The sequence below is a fragment of the Arthrobacter sp. Soil761 genome, from assembly GCF_001428325.1.
GTDB lineage: Bacteria > Actinomycetota > Actinomycetes > Actinomycetales > Micrococcaceae > Arthrobacter.
The window spans coordinates 140,051-165,402 of record NZ_LMSF01000029.1 but is presented as its reverse complement, the minus strand read 5'-3'; the positions used below and the strand labels follow the sequence as shown (position 1 = coordinate 165,402).

At 66.5% G+C, this 25,352-nt stretch carries 25 protein-coding genes; 9 read left to right on the top strand and 16 right to left on the bottom strand.

From position 1 onward, the window contains the following. The first annotated feature begins 21 nt into the window (after positions 1 to 21). Positions 22 to 1,158 (top strand): S1C family serine protease, encoded by a 1,137-nt coding sequence (locus ASG79_RS17160; RefSeq protein ID WP_056392698.1) that lies wholly within the window; start codon positions 22 to 24, stop codon positions 1,156 to 1,158. Between the two features lie 13 nt (positions 1,159 to 1,171). Further along, complete coding sequence (locus ASG79_RS17155; protein ID WP_018768858.1) at positions 1,172 to 1,477, top strand: hypothetical protein; 306 nt, start codon at positions 1,172 to 1,174, stop codon at positions 1,475 to 1,477. Positions 1,478 to 1,585: 108 nt separating this feature from the next. On the opposite strand, the gene ASG79_RS17150 is transcribed toward ASG79_RS17155, so the two are convergent. Both ASG79_RS17150 and paaZ read right to left on the bottom strand, forming a co-directional pair. After that, the gene (locus ASG79_RS17150; RefSeq protein ID WP_056392696.1) at positions 1,586 to 1,993 is read right to left on the bottom strand and encodes a VOC family protein; all 408 of its coding nucleotides are present in this window, start codon (positions 1,991 to 1,993) and stop codon (positions 1,586 to 1,588) included. Between the two features lie 231 nt (positions 1,994 to 2,224). Then, positions 2,225 to 4,336, bottom strand: coding sequence for a phenylacetic acid degradation bifunctional protein PaaZ (gene paaZ / locus ASG79_RS17145; protein WP_056392694.1), 2,112 nt, complete (start codon positions 4,334 to 4,336; stop codon positions 2,225 to 2,227). Between the two features lie 144 nt (positions 4,337 to 4,480). Here paaZ and ASG79_RS17140 point away from each other — a divergent pair, with 144 nt between their 5' ends. Beyond that, positions 4,481 to 4,924 (top strand): PaaI family thioesterase, encoded by a 444-nt coding sequence (locus ASG79_RS17140; protein WP_051081334.1) that lies wholly within the window; start codon positions 4,481 to 4,483, stop codon positions 4,922 to 4,924. A gap of 104 nt (positions 4,925 to 5,028) precedes the next feature. After that, complete coding sequence (locus ASG79_RS17135) at positions 5,029 to 5,736, top strand: DUF4397 domain-containing protein (RefSeq protein ID WP_056392692.1); 708 nt, start codon at positions 5,029 to 5,031, stop codon at positions 5,734 to 5,736. A gap of 69 nt (positions 5,737 to 5,805) precedes the next feature. Here the strand turns inward: ASG79_RS17135 and ASG79_RS17130 are convergent, their stop codons facing one another. Continuing rightward, complete coding sequence (locus ASG79_RS17130; protein ID WP_056392690.1) at positions 5,806 to 7,944, bottom strand: S1 family peptidase; 2,139 nt, start codon at positions 7,942 to 7,944, stop codon at positions 5,806 to 5,808. A 90-nt stretch (positions 7,945 to 8,034) separates the two neighbouring features. Further along, entirely contained in the window at positions 8,035 to 8,760 is a 726-nt protein-coding gene (locus ASG79_RS17125; RefSeq protein WP_056392688.1) for a tyrosine-protein phosphatase, read from the bottom strand. Positions 8,761 to 8,907: 147 nt separating this feature from the next. On the opposite strand from ASG79_RS17125, the gene ASG79_RS17120 reads away from it, so the two are divergent. Beyond that, positions 8,908 to 9,825 carry an SGNH/GDSL hydrolase family protein gene (locus tag ASG79_RS17120; RefSeq protein ID WP_235509834.1) on the top strand — a complete coding sequence of 306 codons (918 nt, stop codon included), beginning with the start codon at positions 8,908 to 8,910 and terminating at the stop codon, positions 9,823 to 9,825. 13 nt (positions 9,826 to 9,838) lie between these two features. Here the strand turns inward: ASG79_RS17120 and ASG79_RS17115 are convergent, their stop codons facing one another. Next, positions 9,839 to 10,447 (bottom strand): GNAT family N-acetyltransferase, encoded by a 609-nt coding sequence (locus tag ASG79_RS17115; protein WP_056392686.1) that lies wholly within the window; start codon positions 10,445 to 10,447, stop codon positions 9,839 to 9,841. Between the two features lie 74 nt (positions 10,448 to 10,521). On the opposite strand from ASG79_RS17115, the gene ASG79_RS17110 reads away from it, so the two are divergent. Next, complete coding sequence (locus ASG79_RS17110) at positions 10,522 to 10,755, top strand: DUF6480 family protein (protein WP_018768867.1); 234 nt, start codon at positions 10,522 to 10,524, stop codon at positions 10,753 to 10,755. Positions 10,756 to 10,764: 9 nt separating this feature from the next. On the opposite strand, the gene ASG79_RS17105 is transcribed toward ASG79_RS17110, so the two are convergent. From ASG79_RS17105 to ASG79_RS17090, 4 genes are all read right to left on the bottom strand, one after another. After that, positions 10,765 to 11,637: a 3-hydroxyacyl-CoA dehydrogenase family protein gene (locus ASG79_RS17105; protein ID WP_018768868.1), complete on the bottom strand. Its 873-nt coding sequence runs from the start codon at positions 11,635 to 11,637 to the stop codon at positions 10,765 to 10,767. 3 nt (positions 11,638 to 11,640) lie between these two features. Continuing rightward, on the bottom strand, positions 11,641 to 12,450 hold the full coding sequence (locus ASG79_RS17100; protein WP_200953190.1) for an enoyl-CoA hydratase/isomerase family protein: 810 nt from the start codon (positions 12,448 to 12,450) through the stop codon (positions 11,641 to 11,643). Further along, positions 12,450 to 13,676, bottom strand: coding sequence for a thiolase family protein (locus ASG79_RS17095; protein WP_026265702.1), 1,227 nt, complete (start codon positions 13,674 to 13,676; stop codon positions 12,450 to 12,452). The genes ASG79_RS17100 and ASG79_RS17095 overlap by 1 nt, the downstream gene beginning before the upstream one ends. Before the next feature lie 119 nt (positions 13,677 to 13,795). Next, complete coding sequence (locus tag ASG79_RS17090) at positions 13,796 to 14,470, bottom strand: pentapeptide repeat-containing protein (protein ID WP_056392683.1); 675 nt, start codon at positions 14,468 to 14,470, stop codon at positions 13,796 to 13,798. A 129-nt stretch (positions 14,471 to 14,599) separates the two neighbouring features. Between ASG79_RS17090 and ASG79_RS17085 the strand changes: the two genes are divergently transcribed. Then, the gene (locus tag ASG79_RS17085) at positions 14,600 to 14,776 is read left to right on the top strand and encodes a CsbD family protein (protein WP_018768872.1); all 177 of its coding nucleotides are present in this window, start codon (positions 14,600 to 14,602) and stop codon (positions 14,774 to 14,776) included. A 45-nt stretch (positions 14,777 to 14,821) separates the two neighbouring features. Here ASG79_RS17085 and ASG79_RS17080 read toward each other — a convergent pair whose 3' ends face one another. After that, positions 14,822 to 15,877: a DNA polymerase IV gene (locus ASG79_RS17080; RefSeq protein ID WP_056393136.1), complete on the bottom strand. Its 1,056-nt coding sequence runs from the start codon at positions 15,875 to 15,877 to the stop codon at positions 14,822 to 14,824. A 123-nt stretch (positions 15,878 to 16,000) separates the two neighbouring features. Between ASG79_RS17080 and ASG79_RS17075 the strand changes: the two genes are divergently transcribed. After that, positions 16,001 to 16,738 (top strand): dienelactone hydrolase family protein, encoded by a 738-nt coding sequence (locus tag ASG79_RS17075; protein ID WP_056392682.1) that lies wholly within the window; start codon positions 16,001 to 16,003, stop codon positions 16,736 to 16,738. A 108-nt stretch (positions 16,739 to 16,846) separates the two neighbouring features. Here the strand turns inward: ASG79_RS17075 and ASG79_RS17070 are convergent, their stop codons facing one another. The 4 genes from ASG79_RS17070 to ASG79_RS17055 all read right to left on the bottom strand — a co-directional run bounded on the left by ASG79_RS17070 (position 16,847) and on the right by ASG79_RS17055 (position 21,707). Beyond that, entirely contained in the window at positions 16,847 to 18,307 is a 1,461-nt protein-coding gene (locus tag ASG79_RS17070) for an amino acid permease (protein WP_056392681.1), read from the bottom strand. A gap of 174 nt (positions 18,308 to 18,481) precedes the next feature. Further along, on the bottom strand, positions 18,482 to 18,817 hold the full coding sequence (locus ASG79_RS17065; protein ID WP_018768875.1) for a Rieske (2Fe-2S) protein: 336 nt from the start codon (positions 18,815 to 18,817) through the stop codon (positions 18,482 to 18,484). Then, positions 18,814 to 21,360: a nitrite reductase large subunit NirB gene (gene nirB, locus ASG79_RS17060; RefSeq protein WP_082581800.1), complete on the bottom strand. Its 2,547-nt coding sequence runs from the start codon at positions 21,358 to 21,360 to the stop codon at positions 18,814 to 18,816. The genes ASG79_RS17065 and nirB overlap by 4 nt, the downstream gene beginning before the upstream one ends. Then, entirely contained in the window at positions 21,360 to 21,707 is a 348-nt protein-coding gene (locus ASG79_RS17055; RefSeq protein WP_018768877.1) for a hypothetical protein, read from the bottom strand. The genes nirB and ASG79_RS17055 overlap by 1 nt, the downstream gene beginning before the upstream one ends. 166 nt (positions 21,708 to 21,873) lie before the next feature. On the opposite strand from ASG79_RS17055, the gene ASG79_RS17050 reads away from it, so the two are divergent. Further along, positions 21,874 to 22,635 (top strand): CPBP family intramembrane glutamic endopeptidase, encoded by a 762-nt coding sequence (locus ASG79_RS17050; protein WP_018768878.1) that lies wholly within the window; start codon positions 21,874 to 21,876, stop codon positions 22,633 to 22,635. Positions 22,636 to 22,643: 8 nt separating this feature from the next. On the opposite strand, the gene ASG79_RS17045 is transcribed toward ASG79_RS17050, so the two are convergent. After that, positions 22,644 to 24,362: a hypothetical protein gene (locus tag ASG79_RS17045; protein WP_235509833.1), complete on the bottom strand. Its 1,719-nt coding sequence runs from the start codon at positions 24,360 to 24,362 to the stop codon at positions 22,644 to 22,646. Between the two features lie 54 nt (positions 24,363 to 24,416). Next, complete coding sequence (locus tag ASG79_RS17040) at positions 24,417 to 25,352, bottom strand: carbohydrate ABC transporter permease (RefSeq protein WP_056392680.1); 936 nt, start codon at positions 25,350 to 25,352, stop codon at positions 24,417 to 24,419.

The window sequence follows — 25,352 nt, the reverse complement described above, 5'->3', positions numbered from 1 at the left end:
AGCATCCGTAGGGAGGTACCGATGGGCCAGGCCACAGATCCACGGCGTTCACGGCGCCCCCGGACAGTGCTTGCCGGCGGCGCCCTGGCGGCCGCCTTGGCACTCAGCGGCTGCACCGGTACGCCAAGCCCCCCGGCCCCCAGCGGCACCTCCCCAAACCAGGCGTCGCCGTCGGCCTCCGCCAACTCCACGCCCGCTCCCTCCACCTCCGGTTCGGCCGGGACGGAAGGCGGCAACTCCGGGACAGCGGCCGGAAACCTGCCGCAACTCGTGGAAAACCTGTCGCCGTCGGTTGTCACCATCTTCACGGAGGGCGGCCTGGGCAGCGGGGTGGTGTACTCGGCCGACGGCCTGATCCTGACCAACGAGCACGTGATCCGCGGCGCCACCAACGTTGAGGTGGGGTTCGCGGACGGTCAGCGGGTGGAAGGAACGGTGAAGGCCAGCGACGCGGTGACGGACCTTGCGCTGGTGCAGGCCAAACGCACCGGCCTGCCGAAGCCCGCCTATCAAAGCAACCTGCCCAAGGTGGGCGAAGGCGCCCTGGTCCTGGGCTCACCCCTCGGCTTTGAAAACACGGCCACCGCCGGCATCATCTCCGGACTCCACCGCTCCATCCCCGGCTCCGCGTCCAACAGCCTCTCCCTGGTGGACCTCATCCAGACGGACGCGCCCATCAGCCCCGGCAACTCCGGCGGCGCCGTGATCAACATGCGCGGCGAGGTGATCGGGATCAGCGAGGCCTACATCCCGCCGTCAGCCGGCGCGGTGTCACTGGGCTTCGCGATTCCCGCCGCCACCGCCGTGGACGTCGCCGAAGAACTGCTGGCCAACGGCACCGCAAAACACGCCTACCTGGGGCTGACGCCCGGCGAGCTGACGGCGCAGATTGCAGACCAGCTGGGAATCCAGGAAGGGGCCGGCGTCGTGGTGCTCGCTGCCGACGGTGACGGTCCTGCCGGGCGCGCGGGGATCCGGCCGGGCGACGTCCTGCAGTCCATGGAGGGCGTGGAGCTGACCACCCCGGAGAAGCTCCTGGCGGAACTGCGCAAGCGCAACCCAGGGGACACCGTAGGCTTCAAGGTCAAGCGCGGCGATCAAAGTTTGGATATCAAGGTGGACCTGAGCGACCGGCCTGCCAGCACAACCACCCGATAGGAAGGAAAAGAATATGAGCCACCCCAAGGAAGAGCCCGACGCAGGATTCATCATCCCGGACCCCTCAAAAATGCGCGAGGACGTTCCCGGCGACGCCGGCGACGAGGCCAACGTGATCCGCTTCAGCGAGGAGCAGGCCCTGATCGAGGAACAGTCGCACGGCGTCCGCCCGGACACCTACAGCATTCCCTCCGGCGGCCCCACCATGGACGAGGCCCGCGGCAACATGGACCTCTCCGACCGCAGCGAGGACGGCCACGGCACCGGCCGCGAGGATGACAGCAGCGACGACAGCCTGCACGGCGGCGCCGAAAGCTGACGCCGGCGAACCAAGACAAGCAGCAGGGGTGCCCCGATCCGACCGGGACACCTCTGCTGCTTCAGTTTGGGCTTGCCTGCAGCTGCCGCGCCTGGACCTGGTACTCGCCTAGACCTGGTACTCGAGGGCGCTGCCGAGGTTCTGGTGGACGCACAGGATGTTGTGCTCCGTGTCCATGAACCAGGCGCACTTCTCCGAGTCCGTGGTGCAGATGTGGTTCTCCGTCCGCAGCGTAGGCAGATCATAGTCCTGGAACACCACACCCTTGGCTTCCATGTCCCTGACAGTTGCCTCGATGTCCGGGACCTCAAAGCTCAGCGCAGTGTGATCGGAGTGCTTGCCGTCCGCGACCGGCATCAGCTGCAGCAGGGGGCCGCCGTCGGTGCCGAGTAATTCGCTTCCGTCGTCCGCCTTGCCGCGGTGCGGGAGCCCGAGCTTTTCTGTGTAGAAACTGCGGGCGCGGGCTGCATCATCGACGGGCAGGATGGTTGTGGCTGTGCTCAGTTTAAGGTTCATGTGGGCCACCTCCTACGGGAAGAATCTTACGCCCGGGATGCCGGAAAAGACCCTCCCCCAAACGCCCCATCACCTCCCGCACCAAAACCCAAACGCCCCATCACCTCCCGCACCAAAACCCAAAACGCCCCACCACCTCCCGCACCAAAACCCAAAACGCCCCACCACCTCCTGACGGAAGGTGATGGGGCGTCGGGGAAAAACCCGCAGCAGGTGATGGGGCGTTGGAGGCTACTTCTCCACGAGGGTGAGGACGTCGTAAGTGGCCACGATCTCGTCGTTCTGGTTGGTGAGCACGGCGTCCCAGGCCACCTCGCCGTATTCGTCCGTTTCGCGGGGAGTGATCTTCTTGGCGGTCAGGGTCACCCGGATCGAATCACCTGCGGCCACGGGGGTGGTGAAGCGGCAGTTTTCCAGCCCGTAGTTGGCCAGGACCGGGCCCGGGGCGGGCTCGACGAACAGTCCGGCGCCCCAGGCGAGGAGCAGGTAGCCGTGGGCCACGATGCCCGGGAAGAACGGGTTGGCTTCGGCGGCTTCCTGGTTGGTGTGGGCGTAGAACGTGTCGCCCGTGGAGTTGGCGAAAGCAGTGATGTCCTCGAGGGTGACCTGCCGCAGGTCCGAGCGGACGGCATCACCGATCCGCAGCGTCTCCAGGGACTTCCGGAACGGGTGCGTCCCCTCGGTTTCCACCGTGAAGTTGCGGTCCGCGCCCGTGTGCCACACACCGGTGACGGCGGTGAGCATGTTGGGCGAACCCTGGATGGCGGTGCGCTGCATGTGGTGCATCACCGAACGGATGCCGCCCAGTTCCTCGCCGCCACCGGCGCGGCCGGGACCGCCGTGCACCAGGTGCGGCACGGGCGAACCGTGCCCGGTGGAGCTGCGGGCGTCCTCGCGGTTGAGCATCAGGACACGTCCGTGGTGCGCTGCGATTCCCGTGACCAGTTCCCGAGCCACGTCAGGATCATTGGTGCACACCGAGGCAACAAGCGAGCCGCTGCCGCGGGCGGCCAGGCGGACGGCGTCGGCAATGTCCTTGTACCCGATCACGGACGAAACGGGACCGAAGGCCTCCAGAGAGTGGACTTCCTCCGCTTCCGGGTCCTGCCAGTTCAACAGGACGGGCGCCATGAATGCCCCGCCCTCCACCACGCCGGTGGTTCCGTCGGCTGAGGTGACCGACGGCGAATCCAGCGTTCCGTACGCAAGCTCACCGCCGGCGTCGAGCATGGACTGCACGGCCGCGCGCACATCGTTCAGCTGCTCCACGGAGGCGAGGGCGCCCATGGTGACGCCGTCAGCGCGGGGGTCACCGAGGACGACGCGCTCGGCGATGCGCTTGCCGATGGCGGCGGAGACGGCCGGAACGAGTTCCTGCGGCACGATGGCGCGCCGGATGGCCGTGCACTTCTGCCCGGCCTTGGCCGTCATCTCGGTGACCACGGACTTGACGAAGGCGTCGAATTCCGGTGTGCCCTCCACCGCGTCGGGGCCAAGGATGGCGGCATTGAGGGAGTCGGTTTCCGAGGTGAAGCGGACGCCGCCCTGGACCACGTTGGGGTGGGACTTCAGCGACAGTGCGGTGGACGCGGAGCCGGTGAAGGCCACCAGGTCGCGGTAGTCCAGGACGTCCAGCAGCCCGCGGACCGAACCGGAGACCAGCTGCAGCGAGCCCTTGGGCAGGATGTTCGACTCGACGATGGCCTTGACCACGGCGGCCGCCACGTAGCCGGTAGGCGTGGCGGGCTTGACGATGGTGGGCACGCCGGCGATGAAGGCGGGCGCGAACTTCTCGAGCATGCCCCAGACCGGGAAGTTGAACGCGTTGATCTGCACGGCGACGCCGGGGATCCGGGTGTAGATGTGCTCGCCCGCGAAGGAGCCGTCCTTGGACAGCACCTCCATGGGCCCGTCCACCACCACCTGGGAATTGGGGAGCTCGCGCCGGCCCTTGGAACCGAACGTGAAGAGGACGCCGATGCCGCCGTCGATGTCGATCATGGAATCCACCTTGGTGGCACCGGTCTGGGCCGAGAAGGTGTAGAAGTGTTCGCGCCGGGCGTGCAGGTACTGCGCCAGCTCCTTGAGCTTGAGCGCCCGCTGGTGGAAGGTCAGCTTGCCCAGTTCGGCCTGGCCGGTGGTGCGGCCGTAGTCCACGACGGCGGCCAGGTCCAGGCCCTCCGTGCTCACCTTCGCCAGGATCTCCCCGGTGCTCGCATCACGGACGGGGACTGCCGAAGCCGACGACCCGGCGTCGGGCGTCCACCATGCATCCATGATGAAGCTGGGCACTGTCTCCACGGTGTCGACCGTGGCCTGGGGAGCTGTGGCGGTGGTGGTCATCGTTGACGGTCCTTCCAACAAGGGGGCAGGCAAACAGGACGGGTCATTACTGACCGTCCGTTCGGTAATATATTCACCATACATGAAGTGCCGTGCTGCACACTAGAAGGCCGGGACTGAATTCGGCCACCCAAAGGAGAACGTATGAGCGCCCCAACCCCCATGGATGCTGCCGGGAACCAGCCCGATGCGCACGAGCTGTGGAAGATCACGCTCGGCGAGCTGGACGAGAAGATGGGCGTGAAGATCCTGGAGGAGTCCGTTGAACGCGTGGTGGCCACCATGCCGGTGGAGGGCAACAGGCAATCCTTCGGACTGCTGCACGGCGGCGCGTCCCTTGCCGTGGGCGAGGCCGTGGGATCCTGGGCTGCCGTCATCCACGCCAGCACGATGGGCAAGACGGCGGTGGGCGTGGACGTTTCCGCCACCCACCACCGCTCCGCGCGCGAAGGCCAGATCACCATCACTGCCACCCCTATCCACCTGGGCGGCACCCTGGCCACGCACGAGGTGCTGATCACCAACGAGGCGGGCCAGCGGCTGTGCACCCTGCGCATCACCAACCTGCTGATGAAAAGAAAAAGCTGACCTAAAAAAGATGCCGGGCCGTGCATCCAGGGACGGTGTTGCGGCGGTAGTAAGCGCGTAAGCATCCTCTGCCCGGCTACCGGGCTTCCCTCAAGGAGTTCGACATGCGCAAAATGACCTACGCCGCTGGAGCGCTTTCCCTTGCCGCTTCGCTGGCTTTCGCCGCCCCCGCCCAGGCAGGCGGCCGGCAGCACCATGACGATCCCGCCCTGCTGTCCGTCCTGCACGGGGTGCCCGGCCTGACCGTCGACGTGTGGGTGAACGGCGAGCTCACCCTCGATGACTTCACACCAGGGACCCTGGCCGGCCCGCTGGAATTGGCTGCCGGTGACTACCGGATCGCCGTCACGGCATCGGATGCCACCAGTGCGGAGAACCCGGTGATCGTGCCGGTCGACGTGGAACTCGACGAGGGCCGCAACTACACTGCCGTGGCGCACCTCGGCGCTGATGGGGCACCCACCGCATCGCTGTTCACGAACGACACCAAGGCGCCCCGCAACGACAAGAAGGGCAAGCTGACGGTCCGGCACGTGGCCGCAGCCCCCGCCGTGGATGTGCTGGCCGGCGGATCGGCAGTGATCGAGGACCTCCGCAACCCGGACGAGGCCACCCTGAAGCTGAAGGCCGGGACCATTTCAGCAGCGGTAGCCGCGGCCGGAACCACCGATCCCGTGATCGGCCCAGCGGACATCACCGTCGAAGCCGGGAAGAACACCATCGTCTACGCGTGGGGAAGCCTGGCCGACAACACCTTGAAACTGGCCGTCCAGGTGGTTGGCGGCAAGGAGAAGTGCGACGAGCACGACTAGCCACGCAGTTAGCATCCACAGCGCTATGGCTGCGGGCAGGCCCCCTGGCGGGGCCCTGCCCGGGTCCGGTTACCGTGATGCACGCCTGTTCCGCCGGCGGACAAGGACCATGAGCAGGATTCCGACGGCGAGGGCTCCCGCCGCCCAGGCCGCTGCGGTAATCAATCCGGACGCTCCGGTGTTGGCCAGGCCGCCGGCGCCACGATCATCGTGTCCACCGGTGTTGGCAAGGTCCGCAGGTGGTGCGCTGGGAGTCGGGCTGGCCGCCGGCGGAGGTACGACGGCGGGAGTTTCAGTCGGCAGGGCAGGCGACGGGTCGGCGGGGGCAGCGGCGATGGGAGCAGGTGTGGTTGGAGCAGGGGCAGGGCTGCTTGGCACTGGATTGCTCGCTGTCGGCGCAGTCGGCGTCGGGCTTGGCGTTGGAGTCGGCGGTCCCGTTGTGGCGGCCACGAACTCGAAACTGCTGACCCCGGACCGGCTGAACCCATTGACCGTCTCAGCGGTGAACCGTAGCGTGTCCGCACCCTGCGGAGCCGGGAAACTCCACTTTCCGGCCGCGTCCACGGGCACGTCGAACGGGTCCTTCCCTTGGATTGTGATCCTGACGCTGGACCCGGCAGCGACGGCCGAAGCGGGCGCGGCAGGAACCTGGCCGGAAAGGACCTGGCCGGGCTTGTAGGTTTCGCCGGGCGCTGGTGCCGTGATGGCAGGCTTGTTGAGGAACACTTCCAGCTGGTAGCCGGGCAGCACAGCCAGGCTGTCCCGCAGGGTTGCTGCGACAGCAAAATTCTGCACCACATTGCCATTCGCATCCGGCGTATCCCCCGCGGAGTGGGTGCCCAGGGCGTAGTTCCCACTGAGGTATGGTCCGCCGGAGTCGCCGCCGCTGGACTGTACTCCGTAGGACAGAAAGCCATCAAAGGCCCGGATGTCGTTGGCGTTCTTCTTATAGTCAGGTCCTGGCACCAGGAAGATCCCCACTGCGTCGACGGTTCCGCAGGACCAGCCTGAGGATCTGCCGGACCGGCAAACAGGCATCCCAACCACCGGGTCCGCCGAACCAACGATCTTCACGTCCGGCCCGGGCGCTGAAGGGTCGCCCCAGGTACTGGCAGCAGGAAGCGGATCGATGTCCTGTCTTAGTGACTCGATGACAGATATGTCCGTTCCGACATTCCCGGGGTCTGTGATGGCGGTGTAATCAGGGCCTGAAGGCGTACTGGGATCGAGAACCGGTGAGTTGCCCGGGCCACCGAACTGGCTGAAGCCGAACTTTCCCAGGGGCCCGGCCGGTACCCCCTGGAATTCCAGGGTTGCTGTCTTGGCGGCACCATCCGATGCGCAGTGGCCGGCAGTCAGGACGGTGGGAAGCCCGGCGGGGTCGAATGCCGAGAAGCCTGTGGAACAGACGAAGCCGATGTCCGTCTGGTATCCAATGCCGCCGGGAACGTCCGCCTCGGGCTTCAGCGGAGTCCCGCCGTCGAGCTCCACGTTGGCGTAGCGGGACACGAACTGTTCAGGGGAAACCTTGCCGGTGCTCTTGCCGGCTGCGTCTGCCCCGGCTGCGGGGGAAACGGTGGAAAGCGCCTCCGGCGTGTTGATTCCGCCGGTTCGGATCACGAATTTTCCCCCCGCGGACATGACGGCCTGCAAACCCTGCGGGCCGACGTCGCGGAGGTATGCCTGGAACAGCTGCTCCGTGTTCACTGCCAGTTGTGCCCTGGAGCCATCCGCAGCCGTCGAGGGTAAGGGCGCCGGCGCCGCTTTGGGCGGCTCCGCCGCGGGTGCTTCGAGCAACATGGGGAATGTATTGCCGGCAAGGGCGGCAACCGCCCTCCCAAGCGCATCGCCGGATCCGGTCACGATGATGGTGCGGCCGTCGATCCGGATTCCTGCGTAGCCCGGGACCTGGCGCAACTGAACAGCCGCGGCAGCCGCCTGCGCACCCAACTCGCCCGCGGCCTCGAACTGCTGGGGAGTCAGCTTGAGGTCCCGCTGCACCGCATCGTCCAGCGCTGCCTCTGACAGGGTGGTTGTGCCCGCGCCTGGTGTTGCACCGGAAGACGTGAACGTCCCTGCGGAGGTTCCCGGAGCCGGCGACGGGTTTTCGGAGCCGGCGGGTGCCGGGAAGGCCGCAGCGGGCCCGGCAGCGAGGCCCAAGGCCAGTGCCACGCCGGCTACCGTTCCTGTGGCAGTAATTCTTTTCATTGGGATCGCCGTTCCGCTCGTCCGCATCTGCGTTTACACGCGCTGGGATGACGGCGCGGTCGCACAGGTCACAGCAACCACACCTGTCACTCAAGCCACAAGAGTATCCTTTTGGCGTGCAAGGCCGGAAGCGGCATCCAATTCCGCAGGGCTCAATCCGTTCGCCAGCAAGTAGCTCCGGGTGTCCAGGCCGCGGACAAACGCGACCACCGCCAGCCCGCGTTGCTCCAGCAGCGGAGCCAGTTCCGATTCGGGCAGGCAGCGTTCCCGGCTGTGCGGCGGACCGTGCGTGCGGTAGCGCTCGTTGATGCCGCGGGCTGCCCGCCGGTACCCTTCGGCGATCGCGTCGTCGGAGTCCCCCGCGAGGTCCTGGACCATGGCGGCCACCAGCCCGCTGCGGTCCCGGCCTGCGGCACAATGCAGCAGGACGTTCCCCTTGGGCGCGGCCAGGGCGATGCTCCGGAAGACGCCCACCAGCTTCTCGGGGAAAAAACGGGCATTCGCGGCGTAATGCGCGGGATCATTCAGATAGGGTCCGGTAATCGCGGTGAAGCGCGGGTCATCCGGATCCTCCGTGGGTGCCTGCACCATGTCGATCCCCGTCCACGCCTCCTCCGGCACCACCGGGTCGTTGTCCCGGCGCCGCCCCTCCGCGGTGTTACGGAGATCCACCACCGTGCGGACGCCGTCGTCGAACACCTGCTTCCATCCCGCCCCGGTCAGCCATTCACGCCGGCCCATCCGGTAGATGCCCCCGGAAACGTGCCACGCGTTGACAGCTCCGTCCCAGTCCATGGGCCTGCCACGCTCACTCATCCGCACAGCTAACCACAAGCTCCTGAATGCTGCAGCACAAAAGGTCACAACAGGGAAGGGTACAAAGGCCTCCTGGCTTCCACCCGCTGGGCAATACTGTTGCGGGCACTAGCTACTTCATGTGACTGATGTTCAAAGGGGACCCCAGTGGGAAATGCTGTACTACGACGCCGACTCCCGGCTATAGCGGCCGGCCTTGCCAGCATCGCCATGGCGTTGGGCCTTGCGGCCATTCCGGCGCAGGCAGCGCCTGCATCCACCATCGACTATGTCGCGTTGGGAGATTCCTATACCGCGGGAACAGGGGCGGGCGCAGCCCTCCGCCCTGCCGGCGTGTCCTGTTGGCAGAGCCATCCGGGCTACGTGGACATCGTGGCGAAGATCGGCCGTGTTGACCTTGTGGAGAATGCCGCCTGCCATGGAGCCGTCCTGTCGACGGCCAGCCCCACCTACGATCCTGTTGTCTACACGCCCACCGTCCAGGAGCAGCTCCAGGGCCTTGTAAGCTCCGGCAAGCTCAGCCCTGATACCGAACTCGTTTCCATCACGGCCGGAGCCAACGATTTGGGCTTCTCCCGGGTTTTGGGTGTGTGCGCCTTCTATGGGGAGACGGCGTGCCAGGCGGCAATTGCGCAGGCCACATCGCCGGCAGCACTCGCCTTCCTGACGACAGGCCTGGTGCAGGCATACTCCGCTATTCATCAAGCAGCCCCAAACGCCAGGATCGTAGTGCTGGGTTATCCGCTGCTCTTCGAGCCGTCGAGCGTTTTCGCTCCCATTCCCGTTACCAACCAAATGCTGATCAACCAGGCCACGCTGACGGTCAACGGCACCATTTCCGGTGCCGTGGACACCGCTAATGGCCTTTACGGCACCAACGCCCGCTACGTCGACGTCACGGCACGGTTCGCAGGGCATGCCGCCAACTCCCTGGATCCGTGGCTTCGACTGGACCCAAACAACTTCGCTGCCGACTACAACTTTCACCCAAACGCCGCCGGACACCGGGCTTATGCGTCAGCGGTGAGGAGCGCCATTAGTTCGGCGCCGTTGGCCGTGCAGTAATCAGGCCAAACCACTACGTCCGCCGGGCCAGCCGGTACTCAAGCCCGGCACGGACGGCAGGCCATTCATGGTCCAGGATGGAGAACACCACGGTGTCCCGCAGGTTCCCGTCGCTGGTCCGTGAGTGGCTGCGCAGCACGCCGTCCTGCTTTGCGCCCAACCGGGCGATGGCCTCCCGCGACTGGTGGTTCAGCCAGTGGGTGCGGAACTCCACGGCCGGGCAACCGACCACCTCGAAGGCGTGCCGAAGCAGCAGGAGCTTGGAGTCCGGGTTGGTGCCGGTGCCCTGCGCGGAGGCGGCGTTCCAGGTGGAGCCGATCTCCACGCGCGGCGTGGCGGGGTCGATGTTCATGTAGGTGGTCATGCCGATGATGCGGCCCGGCCCGCCGCTGGCGGCGTCGATCATACGGGTGGTGAAGGGGAGCATTGATCCCTGCTCCTGCAGGGACAGGCGGCGCCGGATCTCTGCCGCCATGGCGTCCGGAGCCGGGACCGACGTGTACCAAAGCTTCCACAGCTCGCCGTCACTGGCCGCATCCACCAGGCCGTCGTGGTGCTCCTCCGCGAGCGGCTCCAGGATTACGTAGCGGCCGGTCAGGGTAAGGGGTTCAAGGAAAGTCACTGCACCAGCCTAGGGCCGCCGGTAGGCGGGTTACGCTTGGGGGCAGCACCACGGCGTCGAGCGAGGGAGTTACTGTGTCAGGAACCAACCCGGATCCCGAGGACGACAAGATCACCGGCCTCGAGCCGGGCGGCGGGGTTCCGCCGGGCGAAACTCCGCCGGGGGAAGCATCCACCGTCGGCCCGCAGGGCCATGAGGAGCGCGGGCCCGGGAAGGGCACGCAGTTCCTGTGGATCGCCGTTATCGGCGTCGTGGTCCTGCTGTGCCTCCTGTACTTCATCGGCTACATTGTGGGCTTCTTCGACTAGGCAGCGTCTCTAGCTGGGCCAGTCGAAAAAGCCCTTGCCCGTCTTGCGACCCAGTTCACCGCGGGCCACCTTGTCCTTGAGGATCTGCGGCGGCGCGAACCGCTCGCCCAGGGTGGAGTGCAGGTATTCGGCGATGCCCAGCCGCACATCCAGGCCCACGATGTCCGTGGTCCTGAGCGGTCCGGTGGGATGTTTGTAGCCGAGCACCATCGCGGCGTCGATGTCCTCAGCGGACGCCACGCCTTCCTCCACCATCCGCATGGCTTCGAGGGCGATGGCCACGCCAAGCCGGGATGACGCGAACCCCGGGGCATCATTGACGACGACGGCGGTCTTGCCGAGTGCCTCCACCCACGTTTTCGCCGCGGCGGCAAGTTCGGGAGACGTGCGCTCACCCAGCACCACCTCAATGAGGGTGGAGGCCGGCACGGGGTTGAAGAAGTGCAGGCCCAGGAAGTTCTCCGGCCGCTTCAGTTCACGGGCCAGGCCGTTGACGGACAGCGACGAGGTGTTGGACGCGATGCAGGCATCCTCCGTCAGCCGTTCCTCGATCCCGCGCAGCGCCGTCACCTTGAGGTCCCAGTCTTCGGGGACGGCTTCCACCACCAGCTGACGGCCGGCAAAGGAGTCGTAGTCGGTGCTGACGGTGAGCCGCGACACCAGCTCTTCGAAGTTGGCGTCCACACCGCCGCGCTCAATGCTCTTCGCGGCCGCAGACTCCACCCTTTCCCGGGCGGCCTGGGCGGAGACGTCGTCGCGCTCCACCACCAGCACGTCGGCGCCCTTAATCAGGAAAGCGTGGGCAATACCGGCGCCCATGCGGCCGCCGCCCAGCACTCCCACGTAAGTGGGAAGGTTGGCGGGGACTTCAATGTTGCTCATGGTCTACTTTCCGTCGGCTGGATTGGCGGAGGCGGCGTTGGCCTTCTTGGCTGCGTTCCGGTCCAGGAACGCCTGCATCCGGTCGAATTTGGCCTGGGATTCGAACAGGATGCCCTGGGCCAGCTGGTCGATCAGCGGATGCGCCTCGGCAGGGGCGTGGAACACGGATTTGGTAATGCGGACGGCCAGCGGGTCCTGCCGCCCGATCCTGTTGGCCAGGCCGTGGGCTGCATCCAAAAGCTCCGCGGGATCGTGGATTTCGGTGATGAGGTTGGCCGCTTTGGCCTCATCGGCGCCGAGGATAAGGCCGGCCAGCAGGATCTGCTTGGCCATCGGTTCGCCCACCAGCTCCTTCAACCGCCAGCTGGCACCGGCCGCGGCGAGGATTCCCAGCCCGGTTTCCGGGTTGCCGATCCGCACGTTGGGGGTGCCGATCCGGAAGTCCGCAGCGTAGGCAAGCTCCGCCCCGCCGCCCAGGCAGTAACCGTCCAGTGCGGCAATGACCGGCATGGGCAGCTTGGCGATCCGGACGAAGATGGTGGAGTTGATCCCCTGCAGGGCATCGTCCCGACGCCTTTCGCGAAGCTGCGCGATGTCCGCGCCGGAGGCGAAGACACCCTCCACGCCGGCAATGATCAGCACCTTGGGGTTCTGTTCCAGCGCTGTGCAGACAACATGGAGCTCATCCACCATCTGCTGGTCAATTGCGTTCTTCACCTCGGGCCGGCTGAGCAGCACCACCACGCGGTCGTCCCGCTCCTCCACCAAAAGGGCGGTGAACTCTTCCGCCGCCAAGTCCACCCAGGCCGCCATCAGATTTTCTCCAGCAGCAGGGCGGTGCCCTGGCCGACGCCCACGCACATGGTGGCAAGGCCGATTCGGGCGTCCTCACGCTCCATCCGTCCCAGCAGGGTGATGGCAATCCGTGAGCCGCTGGAACCAAGCGGGTGCCCCAGGGCGATGGCTCCGCCGTCGCGGTTCACGATTTCCGGCTCCAGCCCCAGGCGCCGGATGCAGGCCAGGGACTGCGTGGCAAAGGCTTCATTAAGTTCGACGGCGGACAGGTCACCGACGCCCAGGCCGCTGCGCTTGAGTACTTTCTGGGTTGCGGGGACAGGACCAATGCCCATGATCTCGGGTTCACAGCCGGCAGACGCGCCGTCGATGATGCGCGCCCGGGGTGTCAGGCCCAACCGCTCGATAGCTGCCTCCGACGCCACAATGATCGCCGAGGCGCCGTCGTTGAGGGACGAGGAGTTCCCGGCCGTCACCACGGATCCGCCGTGCGCCACCGGCTTCAGCGCTGCAAGAACGTCCATGCTGGTGCCGGGGCGCGGGCCTTCGTCCGTATCCACCACCGTTTCGGATTTGCGTGTCTTGACGGTCACGGGAACGATCTCGTCCTTGAAGCGGCCGGCTTCGATGGCGTCCAGGGCAAGCTGGTGCGAGCGGACGGCGAATGCATCGGCGTCCTCGCGGGAGATGCCATCCACCCTGGCCACTTCCTCTGCCGTTTCAGGCATGGAGTAGGTCATCTTGCCGTCGCGGGACAGCCCGCCGTGCTGGAAGTGGGGGTTGGTGAACCGCCAGCCGATGGAGGTGTCAAAGATCTGGCCCGGCTTGGCGAAGGCGGCGGTGGGCTTCTCCTGCACCCAGGGTGCCCGGCTCATGGACTCAACCCCGCCGGCAATCACGATGTCCGCGGCGCCGGCCTTGATCATATGGCTGGCCTGGATGATGGCGCTCAGGCCGGAGGCACAGAGCCGGTTGACCGTTATGCCCGGGATGTGCAGCGGCAGCCCGGCAAGCAGGGTGGCCATCCGGGCCACGTTCCGGTTCTCCTCCCCCGCGCCGTTCGCGTTGCCGAGAATTACTTCGTCAATGCTCTCGGGATCCAGGCCGGCGCGTTCCACGGCCTCGCGGAGCACCAGGGCGGCGAGGTCGTCCGGGCGCACGGCGGACAGCGCGCCTCCGTACCTGCCCACGGGCGTTCGGACCCCGCCAACAAGGAAAGCCTGCGGACCTGCGGTTGCAGCCATGGAAACACCCTTCACGCGATAAACAGCACTGTCATCGGCGGCCGGCACAGCGGAATCCTCCACTTACCGACCGTTCGTTCTGTAAATGGTACACGGCGATGCTGTGCATGCGCATCCAGTTACAGGACTGTCACCCCCAGGTGGGCGGCAAGGAGTGGCGCGAGGAGTCCCAGCTGGTAATCGTCAATCACCATGCCGGCCAGGCTGCCGAGTCCACTGATTTTGCGGAATTCCGTGCCCCTGAGGTCAAAGTCCTTCAGCTTGGCTCCAGCCAGGTCCAGCGATCCCACCGTGCAGTCCACAAGCTTCACGCGGGTTGCCACGGCGGCACCAAGGTCAAGTTCATTGATGATGCAGCCGGTGATCAGCACATCCGTGAGCTTGGCGCCGCGGAGGTTGAGGAAGTCCAGCTTGCCGCCGTCGATCCGGACGGACCGCCAGCCGCTTTCATAGAGCTCGGCAGAGCCCAGGCGCGGATTGCGGAACTCCACCTCCTGCCAGGTGCTCCGTGCGCCCCGGAAGACGGGCGCATACAGTTCGGCCAGGATGCAGTCGCGGAACGAGGCACCGCGCAGCTGGGTCTCGTTGAAGGACGCGGCCTCGAAGACGCACTCGGAAAAGACGGCACCGCCCAGGTCCAGGCCGTCGGCGGCGGGACGGCTGAACCGGACGTTCTCATGCCTCCCGCCACGCCGGAACTCGAGGTCCGGGCGGTCCTCAAGACCCTGCAGTTCCACCGGGGAGAGCCGGGGCGGCGCCACTTTGGCCACCCCCTTGCCTCGCACTTTATCCATGGCCCGAGCCTAACGGCCGGCACCGACAAGGAACAGCACGCCCAGGGCCAGGGGCTTGAAATAGTAAGCAAGCTTTGCATATTGTGAGAGAGCACGGTTGATCGACGGAAACGAAAGGAGGCCGGAACCATGGGCCTCGGAGACAAGATCAGTAACGCGGCAGAGGACCTTGGCGGCAAGGCCAAGGAAGCTGCAGGAACCGCGACCGACAATGACCGGCTGAAGGCAGAGGGCCAGGCCGACCAGGTCAAAGCCGATGCCAAGAAGGTCGGCGAGAGTGTGAAGGACGAGTTCAAGCGGGACTAGTTCCTTGCTGGTGCGGCCGCAGCGAACGGCGTGCTGCACCAGCCCTCACCATCCACTGCGGGTGGGCGTGTGCCCCTTTCGCGAATCCTCGGGCATGGTCATCTCGGCCCGGAGGCCGAGCAACCGGATGGGCCGGCCCGGCTCGATCTTCGCCAGGAGGTCGAAGGTCCGGGCCAGTACTTCGCCCGGATCGGACGTCGCGGGGATCTTCCGTCCGTAGGTCGTGGTGCTGAACGGGGCGTACCGCACCTTCAACGTCAGGCCAATCACCGGCCGCCCCTCGGCAGCAACATCCTCCAGCACCCGCGCGGCCAACTCCCTAACGGCGTCGTCAATTTCCGCCGCATCCGTCAGGTCGCGCTGGAAGGTGGTCTCCCTGCTGTGCCCCCGGGCCACCCAGGGAGTATCGTCGACCACCCGCGCTCCGTCACCCCGCCCAAGCTGGGCGTACCAGGGACCCATCTTGGGACCGAACTCGGGGACCAGGTCACCGGGGTCCGCGGCTGCGAGCGCCTCGACAGTCTTGATGCCCAGCTTGGCCAGGCGCTGGGAGACCTTTGCACCAATGCCCCACAGCTCAATCGTGGGACGGCCCCCCATGACGTCAAGCCAGTTGCCTTCCGTCAGCCGGAAGATGCCGGCGGGCTTGCCAAATCCGGTGGCAACCTTGGCACGGACCAGGGTGTCGCCAATCCCGATGCTGCAGTGGAGGCGCGTTTCCGCCAGGACGGCCTGCTGGATTTGCCGGGCGCAGGCCTCCGGATCCGTCGTCTCGACGCCGACGAACGCCTCATCCCAGCCGAGCACCTGCACCGTTGACCCGGGCTGCGAGCGCAGCACTGCCATGACCTTCTCCGATGCCTCCAGGTACGCCTCGTGGTCCACGGGAAGGATGACCGCGTCCGGCACTTTCCGCGCGGCGATGCGCAGCGGCATGCCGGAGCCGACGCCATAGGCCCTGGCTTCGTAGGACGCCGTAGACACGACTGCCCGTTCGGTGGGATCACCTCGGCCGCCCACGATCACTGGCTTGCCCGCGAGCTCAGGCCGGCGGAGCACTTCGACGGCAGCGATGAATTGGTCCAGGTCCACGTGCAGCACCCATGGTTCGCTCACATGCCCAGTCTGCCCCGACCCGGCGCTGCAGGCCATCCTTCCCACAACCCATCAGGGCTGGAACCCGAAAGGCGGGACTTCCGCAGGGCGTGCGGTTAGCCTTGGCCGATGACCATCGTTGAGCTGGGCGACGAAAGCGCCGCCGCGGGCGGTTCCCCCGGCCTGCGCGGCTACCTGGCAGTACCTGACGGGCAAGGCCCTTTTCCCGCCGTCGTGATGATCCATGAGGTGTTCGGCCTGGATGACCAGACCCGTCGGCACGCGGACCGTCTGGCCCGTGCCGGCTACCTCACGCTGGCCCTGGACCTGTTCAGCGACGGCGGACGGCGGCGGTGCCTGGTGGGAACCATGCGAGCCATGGCGGCCCGCAGGGGCCGGCCCTTCATCGACATCGCCACGGCCCGGAAATGGCTTGCGGAATCGGAACTCGGCAACGGCAGGACAGGGGTGATCGGCTTCTGCATGGGCGGCGGGTTCGCCCTGCTGGTGGCCCGTGACGGGTTCGATGCCGCCTCCGTCAATTACGGCCGGCTTCCGGGAAAGCAGCAGGAGGACCTGGTGGAAGCGCTGCGCGGAGCCTGTCCGATCGTGGCCAACTATGGCGGTGCTGACAAGTCACTGAAGGGAGCCGCAGCACGGCTGGAGTCAGCCCTGGACCAGCTGGGCATCGAGCACAGCGTCAAGGAATTCCCTGCGGCCGGCCACGCGTTCCTCAATGATGAAGAGCTGGGTCCGGTCCTCCTCCGGCCCTTGATGCGCGTCATGGGCGTGGGACCGGACCCGGAGTCCTCGCCCGAAGCCTGGCAGCGCATTGAGGACCACTTCGCCAGGTACCTTCGCGGCTGACGGGCCGCCTGGCTGGACGGAGCGAGGCCACGTGGCCCAAACGCGGACGACGGCGGTCTCCCGCCAAGGGGAGTCCCGCCGTCGTCCGTGCTGCTGGGGCCGGAAGGGCTAGCTGAAGAGCTGGCTCTTGGGCTGGTTGTTCTTGACCTTCTGCCAGCCCAGCCACAGGACCAGCGCGAAGAACGGAATGGTGGCCAGGGTCCACAGGCCCAGGTAGAACACCTCGCCGTCCTTGCTGGTCATGGTGTCGAACCCGATCAGCACGGTGATGGCGAGCAGGCCCAGCATGCCCGCCCAGCTGGTCCACGGCGAGCCGGGCATGGGCAGGGTGGAAGTGACGCCCTTGCGGCGCCGCAGCACGATCTGGCTGGCGAAGATGGAGCCCCAGCAGAAGATCACGCCGATGGAGGCACTGTTGAGCGCCAGGTCGAACGCGTGCGAGCCGCCCAGCCAGATGTTCAGCAGGATGCCCACGAGGTAGAACGCGGCGATGGCCAGGATGGCTGCATACGGGACGTGCCGCTTGGACATTTTGGTGAGCCACTGCGGGGCGTGGCCGTTGTTGGCCATGGTGCGGAAGACCCGGCCGATGGAGTACAGCCCGGAGTTGCAGGAGGAGAGGGCGGCGGTGATGACGATCATGTTCATGACGTCGCCCACCCAGCCCAGGCCCATCTGGCCGAAGACGGTCACGAACGGGGACGTGCCGGCCTTGTACTGGTCGGACGGCAGCAGCATGGCCAGAAGCAGGACGGACCCTACGTAGAACACCACAATGCGCAGCACGACGGCGCGGATCGCCTTGGGCACTTCGCGTTCCGGCTTTTCCATCTCGCCGGCGGTGACGCCCACCAGTTCGATGCCGTTGTAGGCGAAGATAACGGCATTGAGGACCAGGACCATCACCAGCGCGCCCTTGGGGAACATGCCGCCCTCGGCCGCGAAGAGGTTCGACACGGACGCGTGGCCGTCGCCCACCTTGGCGTTGGTGACCACCATGAAGGTGCCCACGGCCAGGAAGATGACGATTGCGCCGACCTTGAGGCAGGAGGCCCAGAATTCGAACTCGCCGAACGCTTTGACGCTCAGCAGGTTGACGGCCACCAGGAGCGCCAGGGCGGCGATGGCCGACGCTTCCACGGGGACATTGGGGAAGAAGAACTGGAAGTACAGGCCGATGGCGATGAGCTCGGCGATGCCGGTCATGCCCCAGTTGATGAAGTACATCCAGCCGGACAGGTAGGCGCCCTTTTGGCCGAACATCTCACCGGAGTAGCTCACCAGGGAGCCGGAGGTCTGGCGGTACATGATGAGTTCGCCCAGGGCCCGCATGAGCAGGTAGGCGATGACGCCGGCGATGGCGTAGGAGAAGATCAGGGCCGGGCCGGTGGAGGCGAGGCGGCCGCCGGCTCCCATGAAGAGGCCGACGCCGATGGCGCCGCCCATGGCGATCATGGTGACGTGGCGCCGGCCGAGCGTCTTGCTGTAGCCCTCGGCGCTGAGGGATGAGTCGACGGCGACGGGTGGGGCCGTGCGGTTCTCGAGATCTGTGGGGGTACTTTGAGGCACAACGATTCCTTGTGGGTTGGGGGTTGGCCGCATCCGGACTTCGTATGATCAAGCTCACAAAATTCGGCCTCTGGGCCGTTGAACCTGCAGATGTGTGGGCGGATCGTCGAACTGCCGAAGCTTCACGCGACCTGACCATCCTACAAGACAGTCCGGAGTGGTACGTGACGCGCACTACATCTCAGCCGTCTCCAGCACCAGATTCTGCTCCGGATCCAGGGAAATCCGGTAGGTCCGCAGGGGTTCCGCTCCGGTGGTGGAGCATCCCGACGTGAGGTCGAACGCGTGCTGGTGCAGCGGACAAATCACCACCTGCCGGTCCACGGTGCCGTCCGCAACAGGGCCGCCGCGGTGGGGGCAGACCCCGGAGACCGCCCGCAACGAACCGTCCCGCAGCCGGAAGACGGCCACCTGTTCGCTCCCGACTCCGAAGGCCCTTCCCTCGCCCAGGGGAATCTGGTCGACCGGCCCCAGGACATGGGCGCCGGCACCTGTTCCGGCGCCGCTCATCGGACCGGCACCTGAGGGAGGACGGTCAGGGGCAGAGAAGTCCTGAACTGGCCGGGCGTTCGCGGGTCATCGCGTTCCTGCCACGGATCAACGTAGCTGTCCACGGAGGCCTGCACCGCCTCGTCAAGCCGTCCGGCGATCCCCTCTGCGTCCTGCACAATCACGGCCCGCAGGTGCTCGATGCCCACGCGCGGGACGAAGGCATAGGTCCGTTCCAGCCAGTTGGCCTGTTCGCGGTAGTACTGCATGAAACGGCCGGTAAGGACCTTCACCTCTTCCGGATCGTCCACGGTGGCCAGCAGGTCTCCCTTGCGGATGTGGGCACCGGCGGCTCCCCCTACATAGATCTCCCAGCGGCCGCCCTCCACTGCCACCACGCCCACATCCTTCACCAGCGATTCGGCGCAGTTCCGGGGACACCCGGAGACTGCGAGCTTGAGTTTGGCGGGCGCCTCGAGGCCCTGGAAGCGGGATTCGATCTCGATGCCCAGTTTGGTGGAGTCGCCGGTGCCGTAACGGCAAAAGTCCTTTCCCACGCAGGTTTTCACGGTGCGGAAGCTCTTGCCGTAGGCATAGCCGGAGGGCATGTCCAGGTCCGCCCACACCTGCGGCAGGTCCTCCTTGCGGATCCCCAGCAGGTCGATGCGCTGCCCCCCGGTGAGCTTGATCAGCGGGACGTTGTGCTTCTCCGCAACATCTGCGATCCGCCGCAGCTGCTGGACCGACGTCACGCCGCCCTTCATCTGGGGCACCACGGAAAAGGTGCCGTCCCGCTGGATGTTGGCGTGGACCCTGTCGTTGATGAAGCGGGCGTCGCGTTCGTCGATGTACCGGTCCCCCAGCATCATCTTGAGCAGCGAGGCGAGCCCCATCTTCGACTTTGCATCCTCGGCGCCGCCCGGCGCCAGCGCCTGGAACACGGCCGAAACCGACCGCAGGCCGCGTGCCCGGATTTCTGCCATCAGGGCCTGCTTGTCCAGGGGGATGCCGGGAACGTAGTAGCCGGCAGCGGGATCCTCTTCCACCGCTCCGTCGGCCGCCCACTCCACCACCTGCCGCACCAGGAGCTTGCAGGAGCCGCACCCTTTACCGGCACGGGTGGCGTCCATGGCCCCGGACACCGAGGTGCAGCCGCCCTTCACCGCGCCCACCAGGTCCTTCTTGCTGACGCCGTTGCAGTTGCAGACCTGTGCTTCGCCGTCGAGCTCCGCGACTCCGGCCTCCTCCCCGGGCGTGCCAAGATCGAACATCAGCCCGAGCCGTTCCTCGGGCAACGGAAGCCCGCGGTCGAACGCTTGGGTCAGGTAGGCCACCTTGCGGCTGTCCCCCAGCAGCGTGGCGCCCACCATCTTGTTGTCCCGCACCACGATGGACTTGAAGACCCCGCGGCTGGGCTCGGAAAAGACGATGTGTTCGTCCGTCTCAAGTTCCGGCCCGTGCAGGCCCATGGAAGCCACCTCGACGCCGGCCACCTTCAGTTTGGTGGCCGTGCGCGAGCCCAGGTACGCGGCGCCCGTGTCCGTCCCCGTCACATGGTTGGCCAGCACCACCGCCTGCTCCCACAGCGGGGCCACCAGCCCGTACACCTCACCGCGGTGCTGGACGCACTCCCCCACCGCGTAGATGTCGTCCTCGTCCTGGACCCGCAGGCTGTCATCCACCACAATGGCCCGCTCCACCGGGAGCCCGCTAAGGACAGCCAGGTCCACGTTGGGACGGATCCCGGCCGCCACCACCACCATGTCGCACGCAATGTCCGGCCGGCCGCGGAGGCTGACGCCGGTCACCCTCTCCCTGCCAAGGACGGCCGTGGTCCGGCAGCCGGTCAGTACCCCGATGCCCAGGGCCTCAACGCTCCGGCGGAGCACCGCACCGCCGTCGGGCCCCATCTGTGCGCTCATCAGGTGGCCGCCGGAGTGGACCACGTCCACGCCCAGCCCGAAGCTGCGCAGCCCGGCAGCGGCCTCCAGCCCCAGCAGGCCCCCGCCGATCACCACGGCGTGCCGGTGATGTTCCTGCTGTGCGTGGGCAGCCATTTTGCGGGTGTCATCGATGGTGCGGAAGCCGAAGACGCCCTGCTTCACCGACCCGCCGGGCGTGTAGAGGCCGTCCAGGGGAGGAAGGTGGGAGCGGCTTCCAGTGGCGATGATCAGCGTGTCGTAGGGCGTCACCCGACCGTCGCTGGAAAACACGTGCTTGGCGAACCGGTCGATCCTGTCCGCCCGGACGCCCGCGTGCAGCGTGATCCCGTTGTCCTGGTACCAGGATAGTGGGTTGAGGAAGATGTCCGCGTCGCTCTCCTCGCCCGAAAGGACGTGGCTGAGCATGATCCGGTTGTAGTTTCCGTACGGCTCGTCCCCGAACATGGTGATGCTGAACTGCTCCGCACCGCCCCGGGCCAGGATCTCCTCCACCGCCCGGGCGCCGGCCATGCCGTTGCCGATGACCACGAGGCGCCGGCGGCTGTCCCCTGCGCGGGACCGGGGCCTGGGTCGGGCTGCGGCTTGCGCCCCGGTTTGCGTCTGCTCCGCCATGCTGCCCATCAGTGCTCCACCATCCCCAGGTCGATCACCACGGATCCGTGGACTCCCTCGGGCGCCGCCAGGTACAGCTCAATCACCGAGCCGCCGTCGATGTCCTCCACCACGCGCAGCGGAACATGGACCTCGTTCCTGGCTCCGATGGGGAAGTACCGCATCGGAACGCCGTTGCGCATGAGCACCACGGCGATCAGTTCGCTGCTTGAGTTGCCGCCGCGGAAGTACAGCGCCTGGTTGATCACCCCGTCCGGGACGTAGTGCGAGAGTTCGCTGTGCAGGGGGACGGGCTTCTCCATTCCCACGCCCTGGAAGTGGTAAATGCCTTGCAGGAAAAGGTTCTTGGTGATCACGGACAGATCCTTTCGGCCGGCGGAAAGACGGGCATGGGCCCATCTTCCGCCGCCGATGTTTCCGGCCGCCGGTCCCCCGGTAAAGACTGCTTTACGCGATTCTCACCGTTCCGTCAGCCCGGATACCGGCACCTGCTGCTGCCTGGTTGGGGGATAGGCTGAAAGCATGGCAACAGTCCACCGCGTACCGCCCGCGCCACAGCCCCAGCTGTACCGCTTCTCCCCCATGGACCTGGCCACGCTGTGCCTCTACGTTGCCATCGCAGGGTTCTTCGCGGTTGCCGGCGATCTGGTGGTTCCCTTCGTCCGGCAGATCGCACCGTCCCCCGCCGCCGCCACCTACGCCGTGAACCTGCTGTTCTATGCCTCGGTGGGAATACTGGCGCTGCTGGCCGCCCGCAAAGTGGTGGTCCGGGACCTCAAGGTCCTGGCAACCCGGCCCTGGTTCACGCTGCTGATGGTGCCGGCGGCCGTAATCGCCATGATGATCCTCACCGCAATTGTGGTGGCCGCCAACGGGCAGGTGGAGACCTCCGCGAACCAGGCGGGCCTGCAGGCGCTCATGCAGCAGGTTCCCGCGTGGCTCATGGTTCCGCTGCTGGTGGTGGTGGGCCCGTTCGTGGAGGAATACATCTTCCGCCACCTGCTGATCGGCAAGCTCAGCAGGCGCCTCAACATCTGGATCTGCTGTGCCCTGTCCGTCCTGCTGTTCGCAGCGCTCCACATCGTGGGGCAGGAAGCGATCACCCTCACCGCATTGCTCCCCTACCTGGCCATGGGCGCCACGCTGGTGTTCGTTTACGTGTGGACGGGGAAGAACGTGATGTTCTCCTACTTCGTGCACGCCGCCAAGAACCTGCTGGCGGTAATCCTGGTCTACGCCATCCCGCCGGAACTCTTCGAGCAGATGCAGAACATCCAGGCATAGGCCCGGCGTCAGCCAGGGACCGTGTACCCCCGGAACCGGAACCGGTGGCTTCCTGCGGTGCGCCCGGTGATGTAGACCTTAACGCCGCCGGCGGCATTGGTGCCGCCGAGGTAGCGGTAGCTTTCACCGGGGTTGTATCCGGCAGGGTCATCCGGATCCATCGGCAGTCCCGGGCCAAACTCAATGACCTCGTTGCCCACCCGATAAGAGCCAGTGCCTGCCACCAGCCGGAATGTTCCGGCATCCCCCACCCGTTCGACGCCGTCCAGCACTCCGCCCGGCCGGAACGTGAGTTCAAGAGCAAAAGCCGTTTGGGTGCCTGCAAAGCCGATGTCCAGGCCAACGTGCCCGCCGTCGCACTGCACGACGATCTCCGTGGCCAGCCTGTGGATGTCCCGGGGACGCGCGCTGAACTCCATGGCGGCGCTGAACCTGCCTTCATGTTCCAGTGCGTAAACCCCGTCTGCCCGCACTCTCTCCGGCGGCAGCGGCTGGTAGAAGTTCGCCTGCACCTCTTCCGAGAGCACCATCGACCGGTCCTGCCGAAGAGCGCGTTGGCTGCGGAACGGACCCAGGTCGAAGAAGCTCCTGGACAGGCGCACGTCGGAGAGCAGCGCTGCGCCATGTCCGAAACGGAGGAAGGAGGGGTTGGTGGCCAAACCCGAGCCCACACCCGGAACCAGGGGGTCGCAGCCGCCGAACACAGTGGCCACCGAAGCGCCGGAACGGAACCGGTACACCCCGCAGCTCTCCAGTGCTGCCTCCTCCGGGGCAAGGGCGCGCGGCAGTGACAGGACGCCGGCGGCCGGCGGCGGTGCAGCCGGACCCGTCCCTGCCAGCCGGGGATCCAGCCTGGCAATGGCCAGCAGCTTGGCGGGTTCGTGCAAAGGAAACCGTGCCAGCCAGGCGGCTGCGGCGGCAAAATCAGGCCGCCCGTCCTGTGCCGCCAAGCGCCGGTAGAGGTGGAGGAACGGGGCGGCACCAAACGCCATCCACTGGTCCTGCCGCCGTGAAAACACTGATTCCACTGTGCCGTCACCGTTGAACCAGGGCAGGAAGGCAGTGAGGTTGCGCCGGACGTGGTCCACAAGCTCCGGGCGGTCTGCGCAGTCGGCGATGGTCAGCAGGGAAGGGTTGGTGACCGCCGTGGCGTACAGCGGGCTCCGTTCCGAGTACATTCCGTCCGGCAGTTGGTCAATGCCTTCGGCCAGCCACTGTGCTATCCGCGGCGGAATGTCCGCCCGCGGCTGGAGAAGGTTGACCTGGGCGAGGGCCGCGCAAAGCTCCCAGCGGTGGTTTGGAGTGTGGACGCCTCCGGCCACCATGGCATCAACGGATCGTGCCACGATCGCCGAGAGCCGGGCGTCCACCTCTTCCAGCAGGGGGCCCGGAGCGGCCAGGCGGCGGATGAGCCGCAGCGCCAGGCAGACGTCGTTCAGCGTGAAGGCTGAGTCCGGCGGCGAGCACAGGTTGGTGCCGTCGAACAGGCCGGTGGGTCCCTGCAGGGCCTCCAGCCGGTCCAGGCAAGGGCCCATCGCCGCGCCGGGACGGTCCGCCAGGTGGAAGCTGGAGCCTGTTTCGGTGAAGACCGTGACCAGGTCCAGCAGCCTGGCCATGGCGGGCCGGTGCGCCAAGGCCTGGACGTCGTCGTCGTCGTGCGTTGCCAGGAAGTCCGCCACGTGCCGGTCCGCTGCCCGCGACACCTGCTCCAGGAATGCCGTGTCCATAGTTGTTGTCTGCAATTTGCTGCCTTTCACCGGTTCCGCCGCGGCGGGACCGTCCTAGTCCTTCAGGCCGGCGCTGACGTCCGCGTTCAACACGTACTTCTGGAAGATGAAGAACACCAGCACCAGCGGCAGGAGGGAAATGACGGAGGCCCCAAGGAGGACCGGCCAGTCGATGTTTTCCGCACCCACGATGCTTCGCAGCGCCACCTGCAGGGTGTACCACTTGGGATCGTTCAGCACGATCAGCGGCCAGATGTAGTCGTTCCAGCGCCACTGGAAGGAGAAGATGGCCAGCGTGAAGAGGATCGGCTTGGAGAGCGGGAGCATGATCCTGAAGAAAATGGCCAGCTCGCCCGCGCCGTCGATCCTGGCGGAGTGCAGCAGGTCGTCCGGAACCGTGAGGAAGAACTGCCGGAACATGAACACCCCGGTTGCCGTCAACACGGACGGCACGATGATACCCGCCAGCGAGTTGTACAGCCCCAGGTCACGGATCACGGAAAAAGTGGGGTTCAGGATGACCTCAGTGGGCAGCATGGTGGTGGCCAGGATGCAGACGAAGAACAACCTGGTTCCCTTGTTGTTGTACTTGGCGAGCGCATATCCCGTGCAGGCACTGAAGAAGACCGTCAGCACCGTGGTCACGATGGACACCGTGGCCGTGTTCAGGAAGTACTGGGCGAAGTCCACCCGTTCCCACGCATCCACAAAGCCCTGGAACGTCCATTCGCGGGGGATCATGGACAGCGGGTAGCTGAACAGCTCGCTTCCGGGCTTGAACGAGCTGAGGAGGAACCACAGAAGGGGCAGTGCGTACAGGGCGGCGATCAGCCACGTCAGCACGGTCAGCGGGATGGATGCCTTGGCACGGAGTTCCGTGTTGCCCGGCCGGTGGCGGGTCTTGCGCCTGCCGGGCGCTTGGGAGGAACGCTCCGCGCCCAGTGCGGGTTCCTCCGCCACGGCGGGAGGCAGGTTGGCAGCAGCAGCCAT

What these genes read in the sequence shown, in the direction of transcription:
- ASG79_RS17160 (WP_056392698.1), top strand. Translation starts at nt 22, where the DNA reads ATGGGCCAGGCCACAGATCCACGGCGTTCACGGCGCCCCCGGACAGTG.
- ASG79_RS17155 (WP_018768858.1), top strand. Translation starts at nt 1,172, where the DNA reads ATGAGCCACCCCAAGGAAGAGCCCGACGCAGGATTCATCATCCCGGAC.
- ASG79_RS17150 (WP_056392696.1), bottom strand. Translation starts at nt 1,993, where the DNA reads ATGAACCTTAAACTGAGCACAGCCACAACCATCCTGCCCGTCGATGAT.
- paaZ (WP_056392694.1), bottom strand. Translation starts at nt 4,336, where the DNA reads ATGACCACCACCGCCACAGCTCCCCAGGCCACGGTCGACACCGTGGAG.
- ASG79_RS17140 (WP_051081334.1), top strand. Translation starts at nt 4,481, where the DNA reads ATGAGCGCCCCAACCCCCATGGATGCTGCCGGGAACCAGCCCGATGCG.
- ASG79_RS17135 (WP_056392692.1), top strand. Translation starts at nt 5,029, where the DNA reads ATGCGCAAAATGACCTACGCCGCTGGAGCGCTTTCCCTTGCCGCTTCG.
- ASG79_RS17130 (WP_056392690.1), bottom strand. Translation starts at nt 7,944, where the DNA reads ATGAAAAGAATTACTGCCACAGGAACGGTAGCCGGCGTGGCACTGGCC.
- ASG79_RS17125 (WP_056392688.1), bottom strand. Translation starts at nt 8,760, where the DNA reads ATGAGTGAGCGTGGCAGGCCCATGGACTGGGACGGAGCTGTCAACGCG.
- ASG79_RS17105 (WP_018768868.1), bottom strand. Translation starts at nt 11,637, where the DNA reads ATGAGCAACATTGAAGTCCCCGCCAACCTTCCCACTTACGTGGGAGTG.
- ASG79_RS17100 (WP_200953190.1), bottom strand. Translation starts at nt 12,450, where the DNA reads ATGGCGGCCTGGGTGGACTTGGCGGCGGAAGAGTTCACCGCCCTTTTG.
- ASG79_RS17095 (WP_026265702.1), bottom strand. Translation starts at nt 13,676, where the DNA reads ATGGCTGCAACCGCAGGTCCGCAGGCTTTCCTTGTTGGCGGGGTCCGA.
- ASG79_RS17090 (WP_056392683.1), bottom strand. Translation starts at nt 14,470, where the DNA reads ATGGATAAAGTGCGAGGCAAGGGGGTGGCCAAAGTGGCGCCGCCCCGG.
- ASG79_RS17085 (WP_018768872.1), top strand. Translation starts at nt 14,600, where the DNA reads ATGGGCCTCGGAGACAAGATCAGTAACGCGGCAGAGGACCTTGGCGGC.
- ASG79_RS17075 (WP_056392682.1), top strand. Translation starts at nt 16,001, where the DNA reads ATGACCATCGTTGAGCTGGGCGACGAAAGCGCCGCCGCGGGCGGTTCC.
- ASG79_RS17065 (WP_018768875.1), bottom strand. Translation starts at nt 18,817, where the DNA reads ATGAGCGGCGCCGGAACAGGTGCCGGCGCCCATGTCCTGGGGCCGGTC.
- nirB (WP_082581800.1), bottom strand. Translation starts at nt 21,360, where the DNA reads ATGGGCAGCATGGCGGAGCAGACGCAAACCGGGGCGCAAGCCGCAGCC.
- ASG79_RS17050 (WP_018768878.1), top strand. Translation starts at nt 21,874, where the DNA reads ATGGCAACAGTCCACCGCGTACCGCCCGCGCCACAGCCCCAGCTGTAC.
- ASG79_RS17045 (WP_235509833.1), bottom strand. Translation starts at nt 24,362, where the DNA reads ATGGACACGGCATTCCTGGAGCAGGTGTCGCGGGCAGCGGACCGGCAC.
- ASG79_RS17040 (WP_056392680.1), bottom strand. Translation starts at nt 25,352, where the DNA reads ATGGCTGCTGCTGCCAACCTGCCTCCCGCCGTGGCGGAGGAACCCGCA.